At 65.4% G+C, this 22,273-nt stretch carries 19 protein-coding genes; 9 read left to right on the top strand and 10 right to left on the bottom strand.

Annotated features, from left to right (window positions below):
* Positions 1-109: 109 nt before the first annotated feature.
* Positions 110-1,789, bottom strand: coding sequence for a methyl-accepting chemotaxis protein (locus CSQ91_RS22520; RefSeq protein WP_099389695.1), 1,680 nt, complete (start codon positions 1,787-1,789; stop codon positions 110-112).
* A gap of 268 nt (positions 1,790-2,057) precedes the next feature.
* Here CSQ91_RS22520 and CSQ91_RS22515 point away from each other — a divergent pair, with 268 nt between their 5' ends.
* The gene (locus CSQ91_RS22515) at positions 2,058-4,487 is read left to right on the top strand and encodes a DUF3772 domain-containing protein (protein ID WP_070282998.1); all 2,430 of its coding nucleotides are present in this window, start codon (positions 2,058-2,060) and stop codon (positions 4,485-4,487) included.
* Here the strand turns inward: CSQ91_RS22515 and CSQ91_RS22510 are convergent.
* Complete coding sequence (locus CSQ91_RS22510; RefSeq protein ID WP_218963772.1) at positions 4,484-4,972, bottom strand: DUF2938 domain-containing protein; 489 nt, start codon at positions 4,970-4,972, stop codon at positions 4,484-4,486. The two genes, CSQ91_RS22515 and CSQ91_RS22510, sit on opposite strands and share 4 nt — an antisense overlap.
* Positions 4,973-5,031: 59 nt before the next feature.
* Between CSQ91_RS22510 and CSQ91_RS22505 the strand changes: the two genes are divergently transcribed.
* The 4 genes from CSQ91_RS22505 (at position 5,032) to CSQ91_RS22490 (ending at position 9,050) form a co-directional block, all read left to right on the top strand.
* Positions 5,032-5,676, top strand: a complete 645-nt coding sequence (locus CSQ91_RS22505; RefSeq protein ID WP_034782640.1) for an ArsR/SmtB family transcription factor — start codon at positions 5,032-5,034, stop codon at positions 5,674-5,676.
* Positions 5,676-6,188, top strand: a complete 513-nt coding sequence (locus tag CSQ91_RS22500) for a ClbS/DfsB family four-helix bundle protein (protein ID WP_099389693.1) — start codon at positions 5,676-5,678, stop codon at positions 6,186-6,188. Before CSQ91_RS22505 ends, CSQ91_RS22500 begins: the two co-directional genes overlap by 1 nt.
* Positions 6,189-6,282: 94 nt before the next feature.
* Positions 6,283-7,998, top strand: coding sequence for an NAD+ synthase (locus tag CSQ91_RS22495; RefSeq protein ID WP_099389692.1), 1,716 nt, complete (start codon positions 6,283-6,285; stop codon positions 7,996-7,998).
* On the top strand, positions 7,995-9,050 hold the full coding sequence (locus CSQ91_RS22490) for a bifunctional nicotinamide-nucleotide adenylyltransferase/Nudix hydroxylase (RefSeq protein WP_070282990.1): 1,056 nt from the start codon (positions 7,995-7,997) through the stop codon (positions 9,048-9,050). Before CSQ91_RS22495 ends, CSQ91_RS22490 begins: the two co-directional genes overlap by 4 nt.
* Before the next feature lie 25 nt (positions 9,051-9,075).
* Here CSQ91_RS22490 and CSQ91_RS22485 read toward each other — a convergent pair whose 3' ends face one another.
* Positions 9,076-9,891 carry a hypothetical protein gene (locus CSQ91_RS22485; protein ID WP_099389691.1) on the bottom strand — a complete coding sequence of 272 codons (816 nt, stop codon included), beginning with the start codon at positions 9,889-9,891 and terminating at the stop codon, positions 9,076-9,078.
* 115 nt (positions 9,892-10,006) lie between these two features.
* A complete protein-coding gene (locus CSQ91_RS22480) occupies positions 10,007-10,909 on the bottom strand; it encodes a LysR family transcriptional regulator (RefSeq protein WP_099389690.1) in 903 nt (300 codons plus the stop codon).
* Positions 10,910-11,036: 127 nt separating this feature from the next.
* Here CSQ91_RS22480 and CSQ91_RS22475 point away from each other — a divergent pair, with 127 nt between their 5' ends.
* The 3 genes from CSQ91_RS22475 (at position 11,037) to CSQ91_RS22465 (ending at position 13,358) form a co-directional block, all read left to right on the top strand.
* Positions 11,037-12,458, top strand: coding sequence for an MFS transporter (locus CSQ91_RS22475; RefSeq protein ID WP_099389689.1), 1,422 nt, complete (start codon positions 11,037-11,039; stop codon positions 12,456-12,458).
* Positions 12,455-12,862 (top strand): DUF4440 domain-containing protein, encoded by a 408-nt coding sequence (locus CSQ91_RS22470; protein WP_099389688.1) that lies wholly within the window; start codon positions 12,455-12,457, stop codon positions 12,860-12,862. The genes CSQ91_RS22475 and CSQ91_RS22470 overlap by 4 nt, the downstream gene beginning before the upstream one ends.
* A 79-nt stretch (positions 12,863-12,941) precedes the next feature.
* Entirely contained in the window at positions 12,942-13,358 is a 417-nt protein-coding gene (locus CSQ91_RS22465; RefSeq protein WP_099389687.1) for a hypothetical protein, read from the top strand.
* 22 nt (positions 13,359-13,380) lie between these two features.
* On the opposite strand, the gene CSQ91_RS22460 is transcribed toward CSQ91_RS22465, so the two are convergent.
* From CSQ91_RS22460 to CSQ91_RS22440, 5 genes are read right to left on the bottom strand one after another with little or no spacing between them, the layout of a single operon-like run.
* Entirely contained in the window at positions 13,381-13,956 is a 576-nt protein-coding gene (locus CSQ91_RS22460; protein ID WP_099389686.1) for a DUF1349 domain-containing protein, read from the bottom strand.
* Between the two features lie 25 nt (positions 13,957-13,981).
* Positions 13,982-15,385 carry an efflux transporter outer membrane subunit gene (locus CSQ91_RS22455; protein WP_099389685.1) on the bottom strand — a complete coding sequence of 468 codons (1,404 nt, stop codon included), beginning with the start codon at positions 15,383-15,385 and terminating at the stop codon, positions 13,982-13,984.
* Complete coding sequence (locus CSQ91_RS22450) at positions 15,382-18,474, bottom strand: MexW/MexI family multidrug efflux RND transporter permease subunit (protein ID WP_099389684.1); 3,093 nt, start codon at positions 18,472-18,474, stop codon at positions 15,382-15,384. Before CSQ91_RS22450 ends, CSQ91_RS22455 begins: the two co-directional genes overlap by 4 nt.
* A 15-nt stretch (positions 18,475-18,489) precedes the next feature.
* Positions 18,490-19,590 carry an efflux RND transporter periplasmic adaptor subunit gene (locus CSQ91_RS22445; protein ID WP_070282974.1) on the bottom strand — a complete coding sequence of 367 codons (1,101 nt, stop codon included), beginning with the start codon at positions 19,588-19,590 and terminating at the stop codon, positions 18,490-18,492.
* A gap of 51 nt (positions 19,591-19,641) precedes the next feature.
* Complete coding sequence (locus tag CSQ91_RS22440; RefSeq protein ID WP_070257862.1) at positions 19,642-20,124, bottom strand: DUF2165 family protein; 483 nt, start codon at positions 20,122-20,124, stop codon at positions 19,642-19,644.
* Positions 20,125-20,247: 123 nt separating this feature from the next.
* Between CSQ91_RS22440 and CSQ91_RS22435 the strand changes: the two genes are divergently transcribed.
* Positions 20,248-20,907, top strand: coding sequence for a helix-turn-helix transcriptional regulator (locus CSQ91_RS22435; protein WP_034782669.1), 660 nt, complete (start codon positions 20,248-20,250; stop codon positions 20,905-20,907).
* Here CSQ91_RS22435 and CSQ91_RS22430 read toward each other — a convergent pair.
* Positions 20,904-22,175 (bottom strand): MFS transporter, encoded by a 1,272-nt coding sequence (locus CSQ91_RS22430; protein ID WP_099389683.1) that lies wholly within the window; start codon positions 22,173-22,175, stop codon positions 20,904-20,906. The two genes, CSQ91_RS22435 and CSQ91_RS22430, sit on opposite strands and share 4 nt — an antisense overlap.
* Positions 22,176-22,273 lie beyond the last annotated feature (98 nt).

Raw genomic sequence — 22,273 nt, 5'->3', positions numbered from 1 at the left:
CGCCGTGTCAAATTTGATTGTTGATTGACATGGATCAGATCGCGTAACAGGAAGCAGCCGATGCTGCATGACGCCACAGGCGCCGAGAGGCACCTGTGGCGTTGCTGCCTTAGAACTCTTCCCAGTCGGATGACGCCGTGGCGGCTGGCGCAGCTTTCCTGGCGGCCGGCACGCGCAGAGCGACGGCTTGCTGGCGCGGTACGGTTGTCGCGGCGATTGCCGGCTTGCTTGCCGGTGCGCCGGCGTCCAGCTTGAAGGCGCTCACCACCTGCGCCAACGTAGCCGCCTGCTCCTGCATGGCAGCGGCGGCGGCCGCCGATTCTTCCACCAGGGCCGCGTTTTGCTGGGTGACGTTGTCCATCTCGCTGATGGCCTGGTTGATTTGCTCGATGCCGGCCGTCTGTTCCGCGCTGGCCGAGGTGATTTCTTCCATGATGTCGGTAACGCGGCGCACGCTGTCGACCAGGTCGCTCATGGTGTTGCCGGCCTGATGCACGAGCTCGCTGCCCGCCGCCACGGTCTGGGTCGAGTCGTCGATCAGGGTCTTGATTTCCTTGGCCGCGGCAGCGGAGCGGTGCGCCAGGCTGCGCACTTCCGTGGCCACGACGGCAAAGCCGCGGCCCTGCTCGCCCGCGCGCGCCGCTTCCACAGCTGCGTTCAAGGCCAGAATGTTGGTCTGGAAGGCGATGCCATCGATGACGCCGATGATGTCGGCGATCTTGTTCGACGAGGCGTCGATTTGCCGCATGGTCGCCACCACTTGCGCGATGACGGCGCCGCCGCGCTGCGCCACGCCGGAGGCCGTATCGGCCAGCACGTGCGCCTGGCGAGCATTGTCGGCATTCTGCTTGACGGTCGAGGTCAGTTCTTCCATGGAAGAGGCTGTCTCTTCCAGCGAACTGGCTTGCTGCTCCGTGCGCGCAGACAGGTCCAGGCTGCCTGCCGCCACTTCGGACGAGGCCGAGGCGATCGTTTCCGTGCCGGCACGCACCGTGCCCACCGTTTGCGCCAGGTTGTCGTTCATGCGCTTGAGTGCCTGCAACAGTTGTCCCATTTCATCGCGCGAATGCACGGTGATCTGGCTGCGCAAATCGCCTGCGGCCACCGTGTTGGCCACCTGCAGCGCCGTGGTGACGGGGCCGGTGATCGAGCGTGTGATGCCATACGCCAACGCCGCCGCGATGGCCAGTGCCGCCAGCGACATGCCGATCAGCAAGGTGCGCGTATTGGCATAGGTGGCATTGGCGTTGTCGCCCGCCGTGTTGGCCAGGGTATTTTGCAAGCTGATCTGTTCAGCAATCAATTGTTTATAGACGAGCAATACGGGGCGCAGCTGGCCGTACAGGTAGGCGCTGCTGTCGTCCGGGGTGCCGCTACGGATCAGTTCAAGCAAGGCTTCCTGCCCCTGCGCGTAGCGGGTGTTGGCGTCGTTCATCTTGGCCAGCAACGCGCGCTCTCGGTCGGAATCGAGCATGTTCGCGAGCTTGCCGAGATTGCCGGCCGCCTCCTGGCGCGCAGCCAGGATGGCGTCCGTTTGTTTGCGCTGGTCGGCCGGATCGGCGCTGAGCATCATGTTGCGCAGCGCAATGGCGATATCGTTGATGTTGGCCGACACGCTGTTGGCGAGCTCGATCTTGGGCATGCTGTCATGCACGATATGGCCGGTGCCCTGGTTGATCTTGCCCAGCATGGCAATGCCCAGGCAAGAGATGATGATCAGCATGGCGCCGATGGTGCCAAAGCCTGTGGCGAGGCGTGTGCCGATGGTCAGGTGGGATAAAAACTTCATGGCTGTCTCAATACGGAGGGAGTGGTGAAAAGGTCGGCGGCGTGCAGATGGCTGCCGCGCCGCCAAGCGGACGACGATCCTAGACCTTTTTGAATGATATTTCCATAGGGCAATATGCCTAGTTTCTCCCCGGGGCACACGCCAGTTCCGCCTGTCCTGCGGCTTGCCCGCGTTTTCAGCTATATTGGCAGGCACCTGCTGGGCAGCACGCCATGACTGGCGCTGCTGCCAATCCGGCCGTTTTTCTCATTTCCAGCCATAGGTCCGCATGACTTCTTTCCGTCTCCGTTTCTTCCCCTTCCTGTTGGCCTTGCTGCTGGCGTGCTCGCTGGCCCCGCCGCCCGCCTGGTCGCAGCCCGTCGATGACGCCGCCACGGCCGACCAGCGTCTCGATGGCTTGCGCAAGCAGATCACCGGTATCCAGAAGGCGCTCGATGGCGAGGCTGAGCTCGATGATGCGACCCTGTCGCAGATGCGGGCTGATGCGCTGGCGGCCAGCGCCGAGGCGGACAAGGTGGCCGATGCGCTCGCGCCGACGCTCTCCAGCGTGCAGGCGCGGCTGGCCGAGCTGGGCAAGCCGGCGGCGGGTACGAAAGATGCGCCCGACGTGGCGGCGCAGCGCAGCCAGCTGGACCGCACCAGCAGCGCGCTCGATGCGCAAGTCAAACTGGCGCGCCTGCTGGCCGTGGAAGCGACGCAGGCCTCGGAACAGGTGTCGACGGTGCGCCGCGCCCAGTTGCAGGCGCGCCTGGGTGAGCGCACGGCTTCGATACTCGCCGGTTCGTTCTGGAAACAGCTGCATGCGGAATTGCCGCAGAACCTGCAGCGCTTGCGCGCGCTGGAGCTGGAATTGGCGAATGCGGCAGGCGCCACGCCGTGGTCGGCCTGGGGCGGCTTGCTGGCTGCCATCGTGGCCGTGATCGGCGCCAGCGTCTGGGCTTCGCGCTACTTGCTGGTGGTGACGTCCACGCGCGTGCCGCATGGCCGCTTGCGCCGTTCCCTGCATGCGCTGGCCGTGCTGGTGCTGGCGCTGGCCACGCCGGGCCTGGTGGCGGAATTGCTGGCCATGGGGCTGCGCTGGGAGGGCGGCCTGTCCGAAAAAACCTCGACTTTCCTCAGCAGCTTGATCGGCATCATCTGCTTTGCCGGTTTTACGGCGGGACTCGGCCACGCGCTGCTGTCGCCGCGCCGCGTGTCGTGGCGTCTGTTGCCCCTGCCCGATGCGCTGGCGCACCGCATGCGCAACTTCCCGTCGATGTTTTCCTTCATCGTCGTGCTCGTGTGGGCGACGGAACGGGTCACCATCGTCATCAATGCGGGCCTGTCGACGGCCGTGGCCGTCAACTGCATCGTCGCCCTGGTGATGAGCACGACCATCGCCTATGGCTTGATGCGCGCCGAGCGCTGCTGGCGCCAGTTGCGCGAGGCCGATCCGGCCACCCTGGTCACGCCCCTGTGGCTGCGCTGCGTCACGGTGCTGTTGTGGCTGGCGCTGGCGTCAAGCGTCATCAGCTTGTTGATCGGCTATGTGGCGTTCGGCAGCTTTGTCGCCAAGCAAATCGCCTGGGTCATCGTGGTGGTGTGCAGCACCTATCTGCTGACGGTGCTGGTGGACGATATCTGCATGCTGCTGGCCTCCACGCCACCGCCGCCTGACGCGGCCCATCCTGTACTGGCCACGCCCAAGGCGCGCGACCAGGCGGCCGTGCTGCTGTCGGGTATCGGCCGCGCCATCGTCGTGCTGCTGGCCCTGATGCTGCTGCTGGCGCCGTTCGGTGAAGGTCCGGGCGAGCTGTTCCAGCGGGTTGGCAAGCTGCAGGATGGCCTGGCCATCGGCGAGGTGGCGATCCGCCCTGCCGCGCTGATCCAGGCCCTGCTGGTGCTGCTCGTTGGTTTTGTTGCGCTGGGCCTGTTCAAGCGCTGGCTGCAAAACAGTTATTTGCCGACCACTAATCTCGATACGGGCATGCAAGTGTCGTTCATCACCTTGTTCGGCTATATCGGCGGCGTGCTGGCCGTGGCGCTGGCCCTGTCGGCGGCCGGCATCGGCCTGGAACGCATCGCGTGGGTGGCGTCAGCCTTGTCGGTGGGTATCGGTTTTGGCTTGCAGGCGGTGGTGCAGAACTTCGTTTCCGGCTTGATTTTATTGGCCGAACGTCCTGTGAAAGTGGGCGACTGGGTGTCGCTGGGTGGCGTGGAGGGCGACATTCGCCGCATCAATGTGCGCGCCACGGAAATTCAACTGGGCGACCGTTCCACGGTGATCGTGCCGAACTCGGAATTCATTACCAAGACGGTGCGCAACGTGACCCTGGCCAATCCGCTGGGCCTGGTGCAAGTCAAGCTGCCGTTGCCGCTGGGCACAGATGCGCAGGCGGCGCGCGCGCTGATCCTGTCCGTCTTTGTCGACAATCCCGACGTGCTCGACACGCCGGCGCCCAGCGTGCAGCTCGATGGCATCGACAATGGCCTGTTGCTGTTCAACGCCACCGGCTTTGCTTCGTCGCCGCGCCTGACGTCGGGCATCCGCAGCGCGCTGCTGTTCGAACTGCTCAAGCGCCTGGACGAGGCGCACATCGCGATCGCCAAGCCCAGCACGATGGTGCTGAGCACGGTGCCGGCCCAGCCGGAGGCACCGGCCATGTCGGCGGTGGCAGCCGCGCCGGCGCCCACACCCGTACCGCCGCTGACCTCCTAGCGGACCGTCGACCACAGCAGCGCCGCCAGGTACAGGCCGATGCCGAACGCCGTGTGGGCCATCAGGCTGCGCAGGCGGGCGGCCGTCGGATGCGGCGTCTTGCTGGCGGCCAGGCCGGCGCCCATGCCCGGCTGCAAGATGCAAAATGGCGCGGCCACGCTCAGCACACCCGCCAGCAGGGCTGGCGCGAACGTCGGCTGGCTGAGCCACTCCGGTCCCACCAGCGCCAGCAGCACGGCCGCAAACAGCACGCCGATCACATAATGAAACGTCCAGCCCAGGATGGCTTCATCGCGCACGGGCGCCGCCTGGGCGATGTTGGTGTGCGTGATCGTGCCGCGCGGCAGATGGCCCAGCCAGCGCCCCACCATCGCAAAGTTCAGCGAAGGAATGCACCAGTAGCGTTTTAACGCCACCGCCCACACATCCATCACCGCCGTCGCGCCCACGCCGATGGCCAGCGCATCGAGCCAGAGTATTTGCATTGCCACTCCTAACATTCAATTAATTGCTTGAATGTTATAAGGGTGCTAGCATCGTGTCAATGAAAAATGCCGATATCGAATTTCTCACCGGTTCCGCCGGGTTTGCCCATATTTTAGGCAGTGCGCCGCGATTGCGCCTGCTCGAGCAGATCGCACATGGCGAATATGCGGTGGAGCAGCTGGTGGAGTTGACGGGCTTGTCCGTGGCGAATACTTCCCAGCATTTGCAGCAGTTGCGGCGCGCCGGTTTCGTGCAGGCGCGGCGCGACGGCAAGCGCGTGCTGTACCGGCTCGGCAGCGGTCCCATCGTGCAGCTGCTGGCCGCGCTGGACGTGTACGCGCAGCATCAGCGCAGCGAACTGCAGGCGCTGAGCCGGGGCGACCACGTGGAAGCGATCACGGGCAACGAGTTGCTGGAACGCATGCACGAAGCCAGCATCACCGTGCTCGACGTGCGGCCCGCGCAGGAATTCGCTGCCGGCCACTTGCCCGGTGCGATCAATATTCCTTTTGATGACTTGCAGCGCCGCCTTGGCGAATTGCCCGCGAACGCAGAGATCGCCGCGTATTGCCGCGGCCCGTATTGCGTGCTGTCCGTGCAGGCCGTGGCGGCCCTGCGCCAGCACGGCTTGCATGCGCGCCGTCTCGGCAGCGGTTACGATGACTGGCAGGCGGCTGGCTTGCCGGTGAGCCGGGCGGCGTGATGGCGATCCCCGACAGCAAGCAGGAACTCATCGACGCCATCAACAGCACGTATGCAAAGTTGATGCAGGAGCTGGCGCGCGTGCCGCCCGCGCTGGCGCGGGAGCCCGTGCTGGAAGGACAAGTGGCGGGCACGCGCATGAGCGTGTGCGACTTGCTCGCCTATCTGGTGGGTTGGAACGAGCTGGTCTTGCACTGGCATGCGCAGTTGCGTGGCGGCAAACGCATCGAGGATATCGCCTTTCCCGTCGAAGGTTTCACGTGGAACGCTCTGGGAAAATTGGCGCAGCGCTTCTATGCGGACTATGCTGAACTGGGCATGGATGACTTGCTGCAGCGCCTGGAACAGGCGAAGAACCAGCTGCTGGTGCTGATCGAGGCGCACGACGACGCGCAACTGTATGGCCAGCCCTGGTACACGCATTACACGATGGGGCGCATGATCCAGTTCAACACGGCGTCGCCGTATGCGAATGCGCGCACGCGCTTGCGGGCCTGGCTCAAGACCTTGTAGCAAGCCGACCGGCAGGCTTGCACGATTGCATCAGTACGCTCAGGAAAATTTCAGGCAGGATAGTGGTTTCAAGCGTAACCAATGAAGGATCACCATGCTGACCATCGCCCTCGCCCAGATGAATCCCACCGTGGGCGATTTCGACGCCAATGTCGGCGCCATCATCGCGCGCATGCAGCGTGCCAGCGACGATGGCGCCGACCTGCTCGTGTGCCCGGAACTGTCGCTGTGTGCGTATTACCCGGGCGACCTGTTCGAGGATGCCGCCTTCCTGCGCGACATGCAGCAGGCGCTCGATACGCTGCTGGACGCGTCCACGCGCTGGCCGGCGCTGGTCACCGTCATCGGCACGGCGCGGCCCAATCCCGGCGTCGGCAAGCCCCTGTACAACGCCTTGCTGGCGCTGCGCGACGGGCGCATCGTGGCCGAATACTACAAGCAGCTGCTGCCCACCTACGGCATCTTCGACGAGGGACGGCATTTCGAGCCGGGCCCGCCCGGCGCCTGCACCCTCGATATCGCCGGCCGCAAGGTCGGCTTCATGATTTGCGAGGATGGCTGGAACGACGATGGCCGCGCCTACGCCGTCAACCCGTTCGACGCCTTGCACGCGGCGGGGCCCGACCTTGTCGTCAGCATCAACGCCAGCCCGTCCGACATCGGCAAGCGCGCGCAGCGCCACGCCGTGTTTGGCGCCGCCTGCGCGCGCGTCAAGCTGCCTTTGCTCTTCGTCAACCAGGTGGGCGGCCAGGACCAGCTGGTGTTCGACGGCGCCTCGTTCGCCATGTCGCCGAGCGACGGCGTGCAATTCGAGGCGGCCCGCTTCGTCGAGGATTTTCCCTTGCTGCGCTTTGCCGATGGCCGTTTTATGCGGCCCGATGGATCGGCGTTTCCCGTGCCGGATCCGGACGGCATCCCCGCCGTGGAGTTTGCGCGGCGCCAGATCGTGCTCGGTTTGCGCGACTATGCGCGCCGCTGCCGCTTCACGAAAGTCGTCGTCGGCTGCTCGGGCGGCATCGATTCGGCGCTGACCCTGGCCCTGGCCGTCGAGGCGCTGGGCGGCGACAACGTCGTGGGCATCACCATGCCGTCCGTGTTTTCCAGCGCCGGCTCCGTCACCGATTCCGTCGCCCTGTGCGCCAACCTCGGTATCGTCCTGCACACGCACCCGATACGCGACATCGTGGCGCAGTACGAAGCCGGCTATGCCCAAGCCTTCGACGGCAGGCTGCAGGGGCTGCCGCTGGAAAACCTGCAGGCGCGGGTGCGCGGCACCATCCTGATGGAATACTCGAACGCCTTCGGCGCCCTGCTGCTCACCACCGGCAACAAGAGCGAAATCTCGGTGGGCTACTGCACCCTGTATGGCGACACGAACGGGGGACTGGGATTGATCGGCGACCTGTATAAAACGGAGGTGTTCGCCCTGTCGCGCCACCTCAACGCCAGCGCCGGGCGCGAGCTGATCCCCGCCGCCGTGCTCGACAAACCCCCGTCGGCGGAACTGGCGCCGGGCCAGCGCGACACCGATAGCTTGCCGCCGTATCCCGTGCTCGATGAAATCTTGAAATGGCATATCGAGGGACGCCGCCTGCCGGCGGCTGAAAGTGCGCAGGCGCTGACCCTGGTCGACCAGCTGCGCGAGACGGACGAGGGCCGCGCACTGGTGATGCGCATCCTCGGCATGGTCGCCCGCAATGAGTACAAACGGCGCCAGGCGGCGCCCATCATCCGCGTGCGTTCGCGCGCCTTTGGCAGCGGGCGCCAATTGCCGATCGCCGCCCACTACCCCACCGGAGACGACGCATGAGCTCATCCTATCCTGCCGACGCGGCCATCCTGATCGGCCGCTTCCAGCCTTTTCACCATGGCCATGCGGGCTTGTTGCAGAAGGCGCTGACGACGGCCGCCCAGGTGGTGGTGGTGCTCGGTTCCGCCTTCCATGCGCGCAGCCCGAAGAACCCGTTTACGTGGCAGGAGCGGGCCGCCATGATCGCCGCCACCCTGCCCGAGGCGCAGCGCGCGCGCGTGCATTACGTGGCCGTGCGCGATTACTACGACGATGGCCTGTGGGCCGATGCCGTGCGGCGCGCCGTGGCGGGCGCCGTGTCGACGGCGCAGCGCGTCACCCTGGTGGCTTGCTTCAAGGATGCCACCAGCTACTACCTGCACCACTTCCCGCACTGGCAGTTATTGAATCTGGAGATCGATCCCGGTGCGCCCATCGGCGCGACGGCCATCCGCAACGTGCTGTTCGAAGCGGAAGACGTGGATGTGTCGCTGAGCGCCGTGGCGCAGCTGCTGCCGGCCGCCATCGGCCAGTATGTGAAGGCGTGGACCTTGTTGCCATGGTACGCACCGCTGGTGCAGGAATACCGCGCCATCGAAGCGTATAAAGCGCGCTGGCGCGCGGCGCCGTATCCGCCCATCTTCACCACCGTCGACGCGCTGGTGCAGACGGGGGGACACGTGCTGCTCGTGCGCCGCGGCGGCTATCCGGGCAAGGGCTTGTGGGCGCTGCCCGGCGGCTTCCTGGAGCCGCGCGAACGCTTGCTGCAGGGCGCCCTGCGCGAACTGGCGGAAGAAACCCAGCTGGGCGTGCTGGCGCCCACCCTCGTCGAGGCGCTGGTCGGCGTAGCCGTGTTCGACCATCCGGACCGCAGCCAGCGCGGGCGCACCATCACGCATGCGCATTATTTTGACCTGAAGACGCGCCAGCTGCCGGCCGTGAAGGCGGCCGACGATGCGGCGCTGGCGCAATGGGTGCCGGTGAGCGCCCTGCCGGCCATGGAAGAGCAATTCTTCGAAGACCACTTCCACATCCTGAACCACTTCCTCAAGCTCACGCACGAGGGGCGCTGAGGGGGGCTATCCCCCTCAGCGCGCATCAGGAAGTGATGCGTTCCCAGCCATGTTTGACAGCTGCCTTGAAGTTGTCCCACGCTGATTGCGGATACGTGTGCTCCCACGTGGAACGCAGGTCCGCTTCCACGTCGTCCCACGGGCGGCCCCGGTAGCTGTCGCTGCTGGCCATCGAATGGCCATAGCGGTAGGCGGGATCGTAGTCCTCGAAGCGCGCGCCGGTGGCGACATAGGTGGCGCTCCAGTGGCTGCGGTAGTACTGCTCGTCGTCGTAGCTGGTGCCTGGCAGGTTGTCGGCGCTGGGGTAGCGGCGCGCGTTGGCGCCCGCGCCCGATGACGGCGGCGCCATGCCGCCCGCAAATTGCTGCGATGCCGCCGCTTCGTTCAGGTTGCCCTGCTGCGATGGCGCGCTGGATTGCATGCTGGCGCCCTGGCGCATTGCGCTGTCGTCGTGCGGCGCGCCTTGCCAGCCGCCGGCGCGCCAGTGGTCGGCATGCGCATCGATGTCGAGCGGCGCATAGCGCTCGACGAGGTCGGTGGCGCGCTGGATATCGGCGTCGTTCGCGCCTTCCAGTGTCAGCACGACATGTCCGCGCCGCACGGCTTCCGCATAGATGTGGCGGTCGGCGTGGCTGCCGAACAGATCCGTAAAGAAATGCTTGATATTGTCGAGCAGGCTGTCGCTGTCGTCGCGCCGGATGTTTTCCGTGGCGGAAAAGTCGTCACTGCCCGCATCGTGCAGGCGGATGCTGGCGCCGGGAAAGCCCGCCGTGATCAGGTCGTGCCGGGCGCGCTCGGCCATGTCGCGGACGGCGAAAACTGCTGCCAATGTATGTGCCATGATGGTCTCCAATCGGTGAACAACGTCCTTCCAGTGTAGGCCGTGAAAACCGAAAGGGGCGCTCGTTTGCCCCTTGGAAACCGTTGTCTTCGTCAAATATTGACGAAGTGAAATCTCAGTCCGGCGTGCCCACAAACGTGCGCAAAAAGTCGATAAAGGCGCGCACCTTTTCCGCGATATGCTGCGTGTTCGGATACACGGCATACACGCCCTGCTCCGGGAAGGCGACGTCGGGCAGCAGGCGGCGCAGGCGTCCCGCGCGCACGTCCCCCTCCACCTGCCATTGCGGCAGCAGGGCCACGCCGCAGCCGCCCAGGGCAAAGCCCAGCAGGGCCGAGGCGGAGTCGGAATGGATGGCGGCGTCGTCCTGTACGGCAAAGGCGGCGGGGCCATCGGGCGTGTGCACGTCCCAGCGCAGGGGCGTGCTGAGGCGGCTGTGCGCCAGCCAGCGCGCGCGCTGCAAGTCGGGCAAGGTGGCGATGTCCCTGCCGGGCAGGCTGGCCAGGTAGGCAGGCGAGGCGACAGGCCAGATCGCATACGGCTCGATCAGCGCGGCGCGGTAGCTTGAGTCGTTGAGTGAACCCATGCGGATGGCCAGGTCATAGCCGCCCGAGATCAGGTCTTCATGCGACGACGACGAGGAATGCTGGATCTGCAGCTGCGGGTGGGCGGCGGCAAAGGCGATCAGCGCGGGGATCACCGTGCGGCTGCCGTATTCGACGGTGGTGGTCAGGCGCAGGGTGCCGCGCAAGCCCTGGTGGCCCTGGCGCGCCGTTTCGATGGCGCCCTGCGCTTCGCTCAGCACGCGCTGGCAATCTTCATAAAAGCGCCGTCCCACGTCGGTCAGCGCCAGGCTGCGCGTGCTGCGCGTCAGCAGCGACACGCCCAGCTCCGCTTCCAGCTGTTTCAAGTTAAAACTGACGACGGCCTTGCTCTGGCCCAGCACGGCGGCGGCGGCCGTCAGCGAACCGGCATCGACGATGGCGATGAAAATACCCAGGCGGTCAAGACTGATCATAAATAAAAATGAGTAAACATGCGGCTTCCAGCGGTTTGTCAAAATTTGTTTGACAGTGTAATCGGGGCCGGCCCGTTACGCAAATGGCGCTAGGCGCTTAAGCTGGCCGTTTGCCATTCGGAGCACCATGGACTATCGCAAAAAAGTGGCGACCATCTATCTGCTGGGGTTTTTCGTCGACCTGATCAACATGTTCATCACCAGCGTCGCCTATCCCGACATCGGCCATGCCTTGCACGCCTCGGTGGCGCAGCTGGCCTGGATCAGCACGGCCTACATCCTCGGCCTGACCATCGTTATCCCGGCCAGCGCCTGGCTGGCTGCCTATTATGGCAGCAAAACCGTGTTCATGGCATCGTTGCTAACTTTTTTATGCGCCAGCATCGGCGCCGGCCTGGCACCCTCGATCGAGGCGCTGATCGCCTGGCGCTGCGTGCAGGGCCTCGGTGGCGGCTTGCTCATTCCGCTGGGACAAAGCATGACCTACCAGCTGTATCGGCCTGCCGAGCGTCCCGGCCTGTCCTCCGTCATCATGCTGGTGGGCTTGCTGGCGCCGGCCCTGTCGCCCGCCTTGGGTGGCGTCATCGTCGACAGCCTGTCGTGGCGCTGGATTTTTTATTTGAACGTGCCGTTTGCCGCGCTGGCGCTGCTGCTGGCCGCCTGCTGGCTGCGTCCCGACCCGCCGCGCGCGGCAGTTCCCCGTCTCGACACGGGCGGCCTTGTGGCGGGCAGCACAGCCATCCTTTTGCTGTTGCTGGGCTTGACCATGCTGGGCACGCCGGGCGAGCTGCTGGCCGGCGCCGGCGTGCTGGCGCTGGGCGCCGCCTGCGCATGGGTCTACGTGCGCGGCGCGCTGCGCAAATCCACGCCGCTGCTCAACCTGCGTCTGGCCGCCGAACCGCTGCTGCGCATTGCCATGCTGATGTATCTGCTGGTGCCGGGCGTGTTCATGGGCGTGAGCCTGCTGGCCATGCTGTACCTGCAGGGCGTGCTGGGCATGTCGGCGTCGACGGCGGGCGCGCTGATGCTGCCGTGGGCGCTGGCCTCGTTTGCGGCCATTTCGCTCACCGGAAAAAGCTACCGCCGCGTGGGGCCGCAACCCCTGTTCATCGCTGGCGCACTGCTGCAGGCGGCGGGCATGCTGATGCTGCTGCGCGTGAATGCGGCCGATCAGCTGTTCTGGCTGGCCGGCGCGTATGCCGTGATGGGTTTTGGCGGCGGCTTGTGCAGCAGCACGGCGCAAAGCACGGCGTTCTTGCGCACACCGGATACGCAGCTGAGCCAGGCCAGCGCCGTGTGGAATATCAACCGCCAGCTGGGCTTTTGCCTGGGCGTGGCGCTGCTCAGCGTGCTGCTCAACGGCTTGCTGGCGGCGCAGGGTATCGCCACCCTGGACGACCCTGCCCTGCATGCGCGCGCGGCGCGGGTCTTTCACTGGTGCTTTGCGCTGGCCGCCAGCGCGTGCGTGCTGCCTTTGGTGCTGTGCGCGCGCATCGATAACCGCGCCGTTCTCGACCTTTTACATCACCATGGAGTAACAAAAAAATGAAGACAACGCACCCCTGTTTTGACGACGTGTTAGCCACGCATGTGCTGATCCGCGAGTGGCTCTCTGGCGAGGCGACGGCGCCGGAACATTGCGCTGATTTGCTCGCGCGTTTTTCACCCGCGTTCACGATGGTGTCACCCGGTGGCAAGCAGCTCGATCATGCCGGCTTGACGGCGTTTTTCCAGGGCGCCGGCGGCAGCCGTCCGGGCCTCGTCATGCGCATTTCCGACCTGGCATTGATCCAGGACAGCGCCGCCAGCGCCACCGTGTCTTACCGCGAGTATCAATCGCTGCCCGGTGGAGAAAATACCGAGCGGCTGTCGACCGTCGTGTATGAGAAAACGCCGGCTGGTAGCCTGCTGTGGCGCCATTTGCACGAGACGTGGGTGGCGCGGGCGGATTGATCTTGCCACGTGGTGGCACGCGCGCTGCCTGAAGGACGATGCGCGTATCATGCGGTTCTTGCACTCGGAGAAAACAAAGATGCGCATAGACACGACATCGGACTCGCCAAGCTGGACCAAGGTCTTTGACATTGGTCATGAACTGCGGCAGCTTGGTCCCTTGATGGAAGAAAAATATCCTGATCTCGACTGGGAATTGTTTGTCTGCCTGCGCTGCGTGCCAAAAGACTTGCAGCGAAAAACATTCTGCCGCTATTACGCCAGCGACAACATGTTCGGCCTCGATATCGCCATGGACGAGGAAGACTTCGTACCGGTGAAAAAAGACACGCCTGGGCAACGCAAATTGATCGGCACCGCTTTCTTCACTTTTTTTGCCGCCAGCATCCGTAAATACGAGAAAAAACTCCCGGGACTCCAGCCCGTTTCCGCGCAACTGATCGCCGATGTGCGGCAATGGTGCATCGAGAATCAGTGGACGGATTCCGCCGTCTGATCCGCCATGCACACACGGGCACTCAAGTGAGGTCGTGCAAGTCCTTGCGCTGGGCTGGGCCCAGCGTAAATTGCGAAAACGCGACCTCGAGGCCGGCGCGTTCCGGCGTGCAGCACATGGGCCCGACAAGGTAGCTGCTGGCCTCGGGAAATGGCGCCAGGCGCAGCAGCGGCCATAGCTTGCCATCGGTCGAATACTGCACCCGGATCACACCCTTTTCCACCGTCACGCGCAGCCAGAAACCGTCCGGCATGGCGGGAGCGATGCTGACGGCCCAATCCGATGTGTCCACCGTCAGCACGGTGCTCAACAGTAACTGGCCGTCGGAAAATTCGACGCCGCATTTGATCCAGTTTTCCGCGTCGATGCGCACCATCATTCCCGCCTGGTCGTACAGCGCTGCGTACTGCGCCGCCACATGCAGCTGCGCCGTGAAATCGCCATCGATTTGCGTGCCGAAAAAATGGCCGCTGTCGCGGATAAACCCATACGCGGTCCTGCGCCAGAAATCCGTGTTGGCATCCGTCGTCACGCGCAATTGCGCGCCGTCGGCGGACCAGTTTTCCGGTGGATTGAGCCAGCTGCCTTGCGTGAACATTGCGTGCCTTTCCTAGCTAAAAAGATCACATAGTTTGCCCCCATCCCAGCGCCTTGTACAGGGCAATCGCATCGATATAGGACGCCGTTTCCGCCAGCAGCGCTTCGCGCCGGATATCGTACAAGGCGCGCTGGTTTTCCAGCACGGCCTGGTAGCTGCCGGAACCACCCTGATAGCGCGTGCTGGCGATGCCGAGGGCCGCGTTGCCGTGGCGCGCCGATTCCAGCAGGGAAGCCAATCGCGTCTGGTTTTGCGCCAGCTGCGTGACGGCATTTTCCACGTCTTCCTGCGCCAATAACATCGTTTGTTCATAGCGCGCCAGCGCGCCCTGCGCTTCGGCCTGCGTGCCGCGCAAGCGCGCCTTGACGCTGCCGAGGCGGAAGGCCGGATAGCTGATGGAGGGCGCCATCTCGAAGGCGCGCGCGCCGCCGTCGAACACGCCGCTGCCGCGCAGCGCAAAGAAGCCCAAAAAGCCGCCCAGGCTCAGGCGCGGATACAGGTCGGCCGTGACCGCCCCCACGTCTTCGCTGGAGGCGGCCAGCAGGCGCTCGGCGCGCACCACGTCGGGACGCTGCTTGATCAGGCGGTTCACGTCGCCGAGCGGCAGCTGGCCCGCCAGCGGCGCCTGTTGCCCTGGCTGAGTGGCCAGCGCGATGGCGCCCGCAGTGTCTGCGCCAGGTCGCTGGCCGCCCAAGACATCGAGCCGGTACTGCGCCTGGCGCAAGCCCGCCTGCAATGGCGGCAGCATCGCCTCGCTGCGGGCCAGGTTGGCCAGCGCGTTGTGGCGCTCTTCCGGCAAGCCGCTGCCGGCGCGGATGCGCGCATCGATCAGGGCGACGGTGTCGCGCCAGCTGTGCACCTGCGCCTGCGTCAGCGCCAGGTTTTGCTGGTAGCCCAGCGCCTCGTAGTAATTGCGCGCCACCTCGGCAGCGATTGTCAGCTGCATTTGCCGCAAGTCCGCCTGCACCGCCTCGGCGCGCGCCTGCGCCGAGCGGCTGATATGGGCCAAGCGGCCGAACAGGTCGATCTCCCATTGCGCGTCGAACCCTACGCGCGTGCTGGCGCTGGCGGCGCGGCTATCGGGTGTGTCCTGTCGCACCTGGCGTTGCCATCCCGCCTGGCTGGTGACGGAAGGCAGCTCATCGAGCCGGCGCTCGTCGAAGACGGCGCGCGCGGCCAGCAGGTTCGCTTGCGCCTGGACGATATCGAGGTTGTGTTCGAGCGCGCTGGCGATCAGCTGCGACAGGCGCGCATCGTCGAAAAACGTCCACCAGGCGGCCTCGCTGACGGCGCTTGCACCGGGTGCGAATTGCGCCTGCTGCGGGCTGGCCAGGGTGATGGCGGGCGTGCCCGGCGTGACATAGGCGGGGCTGACGGCGCAGCCGGCCAGCAGGGGGAAAAGGGAGACAAGATAGCGGTAATTTTTCATGGGGATTCCTTCAGCGCCTGGGACAGGTCGCGCGCGCGCGGCGTGGCATGGTCGGCCGTGTGGCGGCGGGCCAGAAAGGTGTACACGGTGGGCAGCACGAACAGGGTGAAGAAGGTGCCGATCAACATGCCCGAGACGATCACCACGCCCAGCCCGAAGCGGCTGTTGGCGCCGGCGCCGGAAGCGAACAGCAGCGGCACCAGGCCCACCACCATGGCGGCCGTCGTCATCAGAATCGGGCGCAAGCGGATCTGCGCCGCCTTGCGGATGGCCGTGATGCGGTCGAGCTGTTCATGTACCTGCAATTCATTGGCAAACTCCACCATCAGAATGCCGTGCTTGCTGATCAAGCCGATCAGAGTCACGAGGCCGATCTGCGTGTAGATGTTGACGGTGGCGTAGCCGAGGGCCAGCGGAATCAGGGCGCCGCAAATCGACAGCGGCACGGTGATCAGGATGATCAGCGGGTCCGTCAGGCTTTCGTACTGGGCCGCCAGCACCAGGTAGATGACGACGACGGCCGCCAAAAAGGCCAGCAGCAGGGCATTGCCTTCCGTGGCAAACTGGCGCGCATCGGACTGCCAGTCGTAGCTGAAGCCCGGCGGCAGGGTTTTCGCCACGCCGTCGAGGAAGGCGACGGCGTCGCCCAGGGTCACGCCCGGCGCCGGTACGCCCTGGAAGGTGGCCGCATTTTGCTGGTTGAACTGGGTCAGCATGTTTGGCTCGATCTGTTCCGTCACGGACACGACGGCGGACAGGGGCAGCAGGCTGCCGTCGTCGGCGCGTACGTACTGCTGCGTCAGGGCTTGCGCCGTCAATCTCTGTTCGCGCGGGCTTTGCGCGATGACGTCGTAGGCGCGGCCATCCATGCCGAAGCGGTTCAAATAATTCTCGCCCACCAGCACGGCCAGCGATTCGCCGATGTCCTGCATGCGGATGCCCAGGCTGTTCGCCTTGGAGCGGTCCACGCGTACTTTCACGACGGGGTTGTTGTAATCGAGGTCGCTGTCGACGACGGCAAACAGGCCGCTGTCGCGTGCGCGCTGCTTGACGTCTTCCATGGTGCGGAACAGGGTGGCGTAATCCTGCGCGCTGCGCAAGACCATCTGCACGGGCAAGCCGCCGCTTGATCCCGGCAAGGGCGCCAGCTGGAAGGCGAAGATGCTGGTGCCTTCCACGTCGCCCACGGCGTGCTGCAATTCCGCCTGGATGACGGCCGCATTGCGCGAACGCTCGGCCCACGGCGTCAGGTTGATGCCGCCGATGCTAGACGCAGGCCCCTCGCCGCCGTTGATGATCCAGCGCGAGTCCGTTTCGGGGATATTCTTGTAGATGGCATCGAGCTTGTAGGAAAAGCGTTCCACGTAATCGAGGTTGGCATGCTGCGGCGCCTTGATCGCCGTCAGCACGCTGGCCTGGTCTTCCGCCGGCGCCAGTTCGCGCTGCGGCAGCAGGTACAAAAACGGCAGACTGACCATCACCAGCGCGGCGAAACCGGCGCTCAGCCAGCGGTGGTGCAGGGAGCGGTCCAGCAGGCGCGCATAGCGCGAGGTCAGGCCTTCGAAGAAATGCTCGGCGGCGCGCGCCATGCGTCCTTCCGTCTGTTTCGGCTGCAGCAGCAGGGAGCTCATTACGGGAGACAAGGTCAGCGCCACCACGCCCGACACCACCACGGCGCCGGCCAGGGTCAGCGCGAATTCCTTGAACAGCGCGCCAGTCAGTCCCCCCATCATGCCGATCGGCGCATACACGGCAGCCAGGGTGATCGTCATGGCGATGACGGGGCCGGCCACTTCGCGCGCGCCCACCAGGGCGGCCGCCACGGGCGTCTTACCTTCCTCGATATGCCGGTGCACGTTTTCCACCACGACGATGGCGTCATCGACCACCAGGCCCACGGCCAGCACCATCGCCAGCAAGGTGAGCAGATTGATGCTGAAACCGAAGGCCAGCATCAGCGCCGCCGCGCCCAGCATCGACAGCGGGATGGTCACGACGGGAATCAGCACGGAGCGCAGGGAACCCATGCACAGGTAGATGACGATGACGACGATGAGCAGCGCTTCGAGCAGCGTATGCGCCACCTCGTCGATGGACGACTGGATGAAGCGTGCCGTCTCGAATGCCAGCTCGACCTTCACGCCGGGTGGCAGGGTTTTCTGGATTTCCGGCAGCAGCTTCTTGATGCCGTCGACGATCACCAGCGGGTTGCCGCCTGGCGTGGGTGACAGGCCCAGATACACGGCCGGCACGCCGTCCATGATGCCGCTCGTCTCCGTGGCGGCCGCGCCCAGTTCCACCGTGCCCACATCCTTCAGGCGCACCAGGGCAGCACTGTCATCGCCGCCCTTGCGGATGACCATGTCGCGGAACTCCGCCACGCTGGTCAGATCCGTGTTGACGCTGATGTTCGAGACGACGAATTGTCCTTTCACCTTGCCGGGCGCCGCCTGGTAGTTATTGCGCCGCACGGCGTCGGCCACGTCGGCTGCCGTCAAGCCGCGCGCGGCCAGCTTGGCCGGATCGATCCACAATCGCATGGCCAGCTGCTGGCCGCCATACACGTCGACCTTGGCCACGCCGTCGATGGTGGCGAACATCGGTTGCACCACGCGCGCCAGGTAGTCCGTCAGCGCGGGCGCGGACACGCTCTCGCTGGCAAAGCCGACATAGGCGACGGCCGAGGAATCGCCGGCCGAGCGCTCGATGACGGGGTCAAATGCGCCTTCTGGCAGCTTGTAGCGCACCTGGTTGACCTTGGCCATGACTTCCGTCAGCGCCTGCGTGGAGTCGCGGTTCAGCTCCATGCGCACGGTGACCGTGCTGCTGCCCTGCACCGACGACGAGGTCAGGTAATCGATGCCTTCCACCGACGATACGGCTTGCGCGATGGGCTGCGTGACAAAACCCTGCATCAGTTCCGCCGAGGCGCCCGGATAGTTGGTCGTGACGGTGATGGTGGACGATTCGAGCATCGGGTATTGGCGGATCGGCAGTTGCAGGATGGCGATCACGCCCAGCATCAGGATCAATGTGCTGATCACCAGCGCCAGCACGGGGCGGCGTACGAATAAATCGGTAAATTTCATGGTGATGGCCTTCCCTTACGAGCCGGCCTTGGGCGCGGCGCGCTTGGCCTCGTCCAGGGTATTGGCCACGGCTTGCACTGCCATGCCGTCGGCCAGTTTCAGCTGGCCCGAGGCGACCACCCGCTGGCCTTCGCGCAAGCCGTCAAGAATGGCCACGCGGCCCCCGGCCCGCTCGCCCAGTTTCACGCCCACGCGCTTGACGGTGAGCGGCTGTTTTCCTTCCTGCTGCGCGACGAACACGGTGTCGCCATACGCGCTGTAGGTCACCGCCGTTTCCGGCACCGTCAGTTGCTGGCCTGCCTCGCGCGCCACGCGCACATTCGCATACATGCCCGCTTTCAGCGCGCCGCGGGGATTGCTCAATGCCGCCTGTACCTGCACCATGCGCGAGCGGGCGATCAGCGGGTCGATGGCGTTGATCTTCGCCGTGAAGATGTCATCGGGATAGGCGTCCACCAGCACTTGCACGGCCTGGCCTGGCGCCAGCTTCGCGCTGCTCTGTTCATCGAGGGCGAAGTTCACCATCAGCGACTTCGTGTCGATCAGGCTGGCCACCGTGTCGGCCGCGTTCAGGTACTGGCCCGCGTGCACCTTGCGGATGCCCAGCTGCCCGGCGAACGGCGCGCGGATGGTCTTTTGCGCGATCAGCGCTTCCGTCTGGCGCACGTCGCCCAGGGCTGCGTCGCGCGCGGCCAGGGCCGTGTCGAGCTGCTCCTGCGTGGCCGCCTTTTCCTTCACCATCTGCACCGTGCGGGCATGGCTGCTTTCCGCGTTTTTCAGCTGCGCGCGCTGGCGCAGCAGGGCCGCCTGTTCCGGTGCGTCATTCAGCTGCACCAGGATGGCGCCGGCGGGCACGGTCTGGCCCGACTCGAAGCGGATCTGCGTGATGCGCCCGCCCGCCTCAGCCGCCACCTGCACCTGGCGCGCCGCTTCCAGTTCGCCCACGCCAGCGAAGTAGCGTTCCTGCGTGCCCAGCATGACGGGTACCAGCGCCACCTTGGTGGCAGGATAGGCGGCGGCGTCGGCCGCATGCGAGTCGGCACGCGGATACAGCGCGGCACCGGCGACGGCCAGGGTGATGGCCAGCGCGGAGGCGCCGACGATTTTCGTATTCATGATGAAGTCCTTTACTGCAGTCAAAGGGAGAAGAGGCGCAGCGGAGGCTGATCAGGTCCGCTGCGCGTTGAAAAGTACAAACAGGGCGATGGTCCACAGCAGCAGCACCAGATGCGTCGTCTGCAAGCCTTCCTGTGCGATCCAGTAGCCGAACCACAGGCCGCCCAGGTGCATCAGCAGCAAAAATGCGGCCATGGCGCACAAGGCCAGATTTAGCCAGGGCAAGGCAGCGGCCAGGCCGTCGCCGGCAAACAGCGCCACGCCCGTCCAGGCGGCGATGGCGGCCAGCAGTTGCAGCGTCAGCACCACGCCCAGCGACAGCCGATGCAAGCTCAAGGATGTGAGCGCGCGGCGCAGCAGCGGCGTCTGGATGGTCGGGTCCTGGCGCAGCGGGTCCATGCGCATGGTGTTGCCGATGGCCCAGACGGAGCCGTGGAAGGCGTGCAGGTTGTTGATGGCGGCCAGGGTGAGCCAGATGGCCAGGCCGGTAGCGAGGATGGCGTGAAACAGCCAGATGGAGTGCTGCAGCTGCATGGGATTCCAGTCCAAAGAGTGTCTTGCTGGCACGCGGACGTGGAAACTCCTCGACAGCGGGGAGCTACCGGCCTATTATGCAAGCAATTAGTTGGTTAACTGGCCCCATGATAGTTGAGCGAAATGAATTACACAAGTAAACGTTTGGATAATAGCGAAGCGCCGCAAACGACGGAGCGCATCCTGTATTTCATCAAGACCAAGGGACCCGTCTCCACGGCGACCCTGGCCAAGACGCTGGACATGACGGGCGAGGCGGCGCGCCAGCAAGTGCAAAAGCTGGTGGCGGCGGGTTTGATCGAGGGGCGCCAGGAAGCGCAGGCGGGCGCCGGCCGGCCTCGCCAGAACTGGGTCTTGACGGAGGCGGGCAATGCGCGCTTTCCCGACACGCATGCGCAGCTGACGATCAAGCTGATCGGCTCGGTGCGCCAGCTGTTCGGCGAAGCGGGGCTGGATAAACTCATCACCCAGCGCGAGGAGGAAAGCCGCAGCGCGTATGCGTTGGCGTGCTCGGCGCCGGATTTGCCCACGCGCTTGCAGCAGCTGGCGGCCGTGCGCGATGAAGAGGGCTATATGGCGCGCGTGGAAGCGGACGGCGACGACTGGCTGCTGATTGAAGACCACTGCCCCATCTGCGCCGCCGCGCGCACCTGCCAGGGCTTTTGCCGCTCCGAATTGCAGCTGTTCCAGGAAGTGGTGGGGCCAGGCGCCAGCATCGTGCGCGAGCAGCATGTGCTGGCCAATGCCATGCGCTGCGTCTACCGTATTTCTGTCTTGCCCTAAGCCTTGGGAAACAGGGGCCAGGTGCACAGCGCCACCAGCCCCGCCAGCCACCACACGACGGGCCAGCTGCTGGCCGCCAGCAGGTGCGGGATGGCGATCGGCGTAAGGAACAGCCCCACGTAGACCGCCGTGTTTGCCATGCCCAGGGCCGTGCCCGCGTTGGCGCCGCCCGCTTCCGTGGCCAGCTCCGTGTAGGCCACGCCATGCCAGGCGGATACGGCGATGCCGGCAGCCACCACGGCGGCCATCAACAGCCAGCCTGGCGCGTCCAGCCAGGCGATGCATCCAAGCACAATGAACGACGTCAGCGCCACCAGGGCCGAGCCGCGCAGCCAGGCGGGCCGGTTCGCGTGGCGGTCCGTGTGGCGTCCGCTCCAGATGCGCATCACCATGGCGCCCGCCTGCAGGGCCACCATCACGGCCGTGATGGCCGCCAGGCCCAGGTGGCCATGGTCGTGCAGGAAGACGGTGGCGAAGCTGAGCACGGCAAATTGCGGCACGCACAGCAAGCCGATAGCGGCCACCATGCGCCAGACTTTACGATTCCGCAAGGGCGGCGCAGGCTTGACCTCCATCAGGCCCGTGGACGCGTTTTGCGGGCCCGTGGCAGCCTCGGTAGAGAAATCGGGCTCATGCATCCAGCGCCACGTAAAAAACGCCGACAGGGCGCATACGAGGGCCAGGGCGCCAAACACGGGCATGAAGCCGTACCGTGACGCCAGGCTGGGCAGGATGAGGGCGCCGAGGCCGCCACCGAGCGGCACCGCCGTCTGGCGGATGCTCATGGCGAAACCCCGTTCGCCAGCGCCGAACCAGCGCATCACGGCGCGGCCGCTGGCGCCATTCACGCTGCCGCCCAGCACGCCGACCAGCGCCAGCCCGGCCGCCAGCGCCCATAGCGGTGGCACCGTGCCCTCAGTCGGGGTGATCCATAGCAGCAAGGTCAATAGTGCCAGCATGGTCCCCAGCAAGCCCGTCAGCAGCACGGGGCGGTCGCCCCAGCGGTCGGTGGCCATACCCCATGGCAATTCGGTCAGGGCCACGCCCAAGCCCATGGCGCCCAGCGCCACGCCCAGTTCCGTATTGCTCAGGTGATAGCCGCTGCGCAGCCAGATGGCCGTCGTGGGCATGCCGTTGGCGGCGGCGGAAAAGCTGGCATTGGCGGCCACGCCGACGGCCAGCACCTTCCAGCGGTGGGCATTGCCCAGCGCGGGCGCGGTGGCGGGGACAGGAACAGGAACAGGAACGGTTGGGCAGCTGGTGGTCATGGCAGGGAGGGGAAAGTGGTTGACCCTGACAGTGTTGCGCAGTACGATCGTTCTGAATATCAGATAATTTACCAGTCACCATCCCATAAAACAGGACA

The organism is Janthinobacterium sp. BJB301 (assembly GCF_002735685.1).
Classification (GTDB): Bacteria; Pseudomonadota; Gammaproteobacteria; order Burkholderiales; family Burkholderiaceae_D; genus Janthinobacterium; species Janthinobacterium lividum.
The sequence above is the reverse complement of the archived record's forward strand: the minus strand, read 5'-3'. Positions and strand labels throughout refer to the sequence as shown.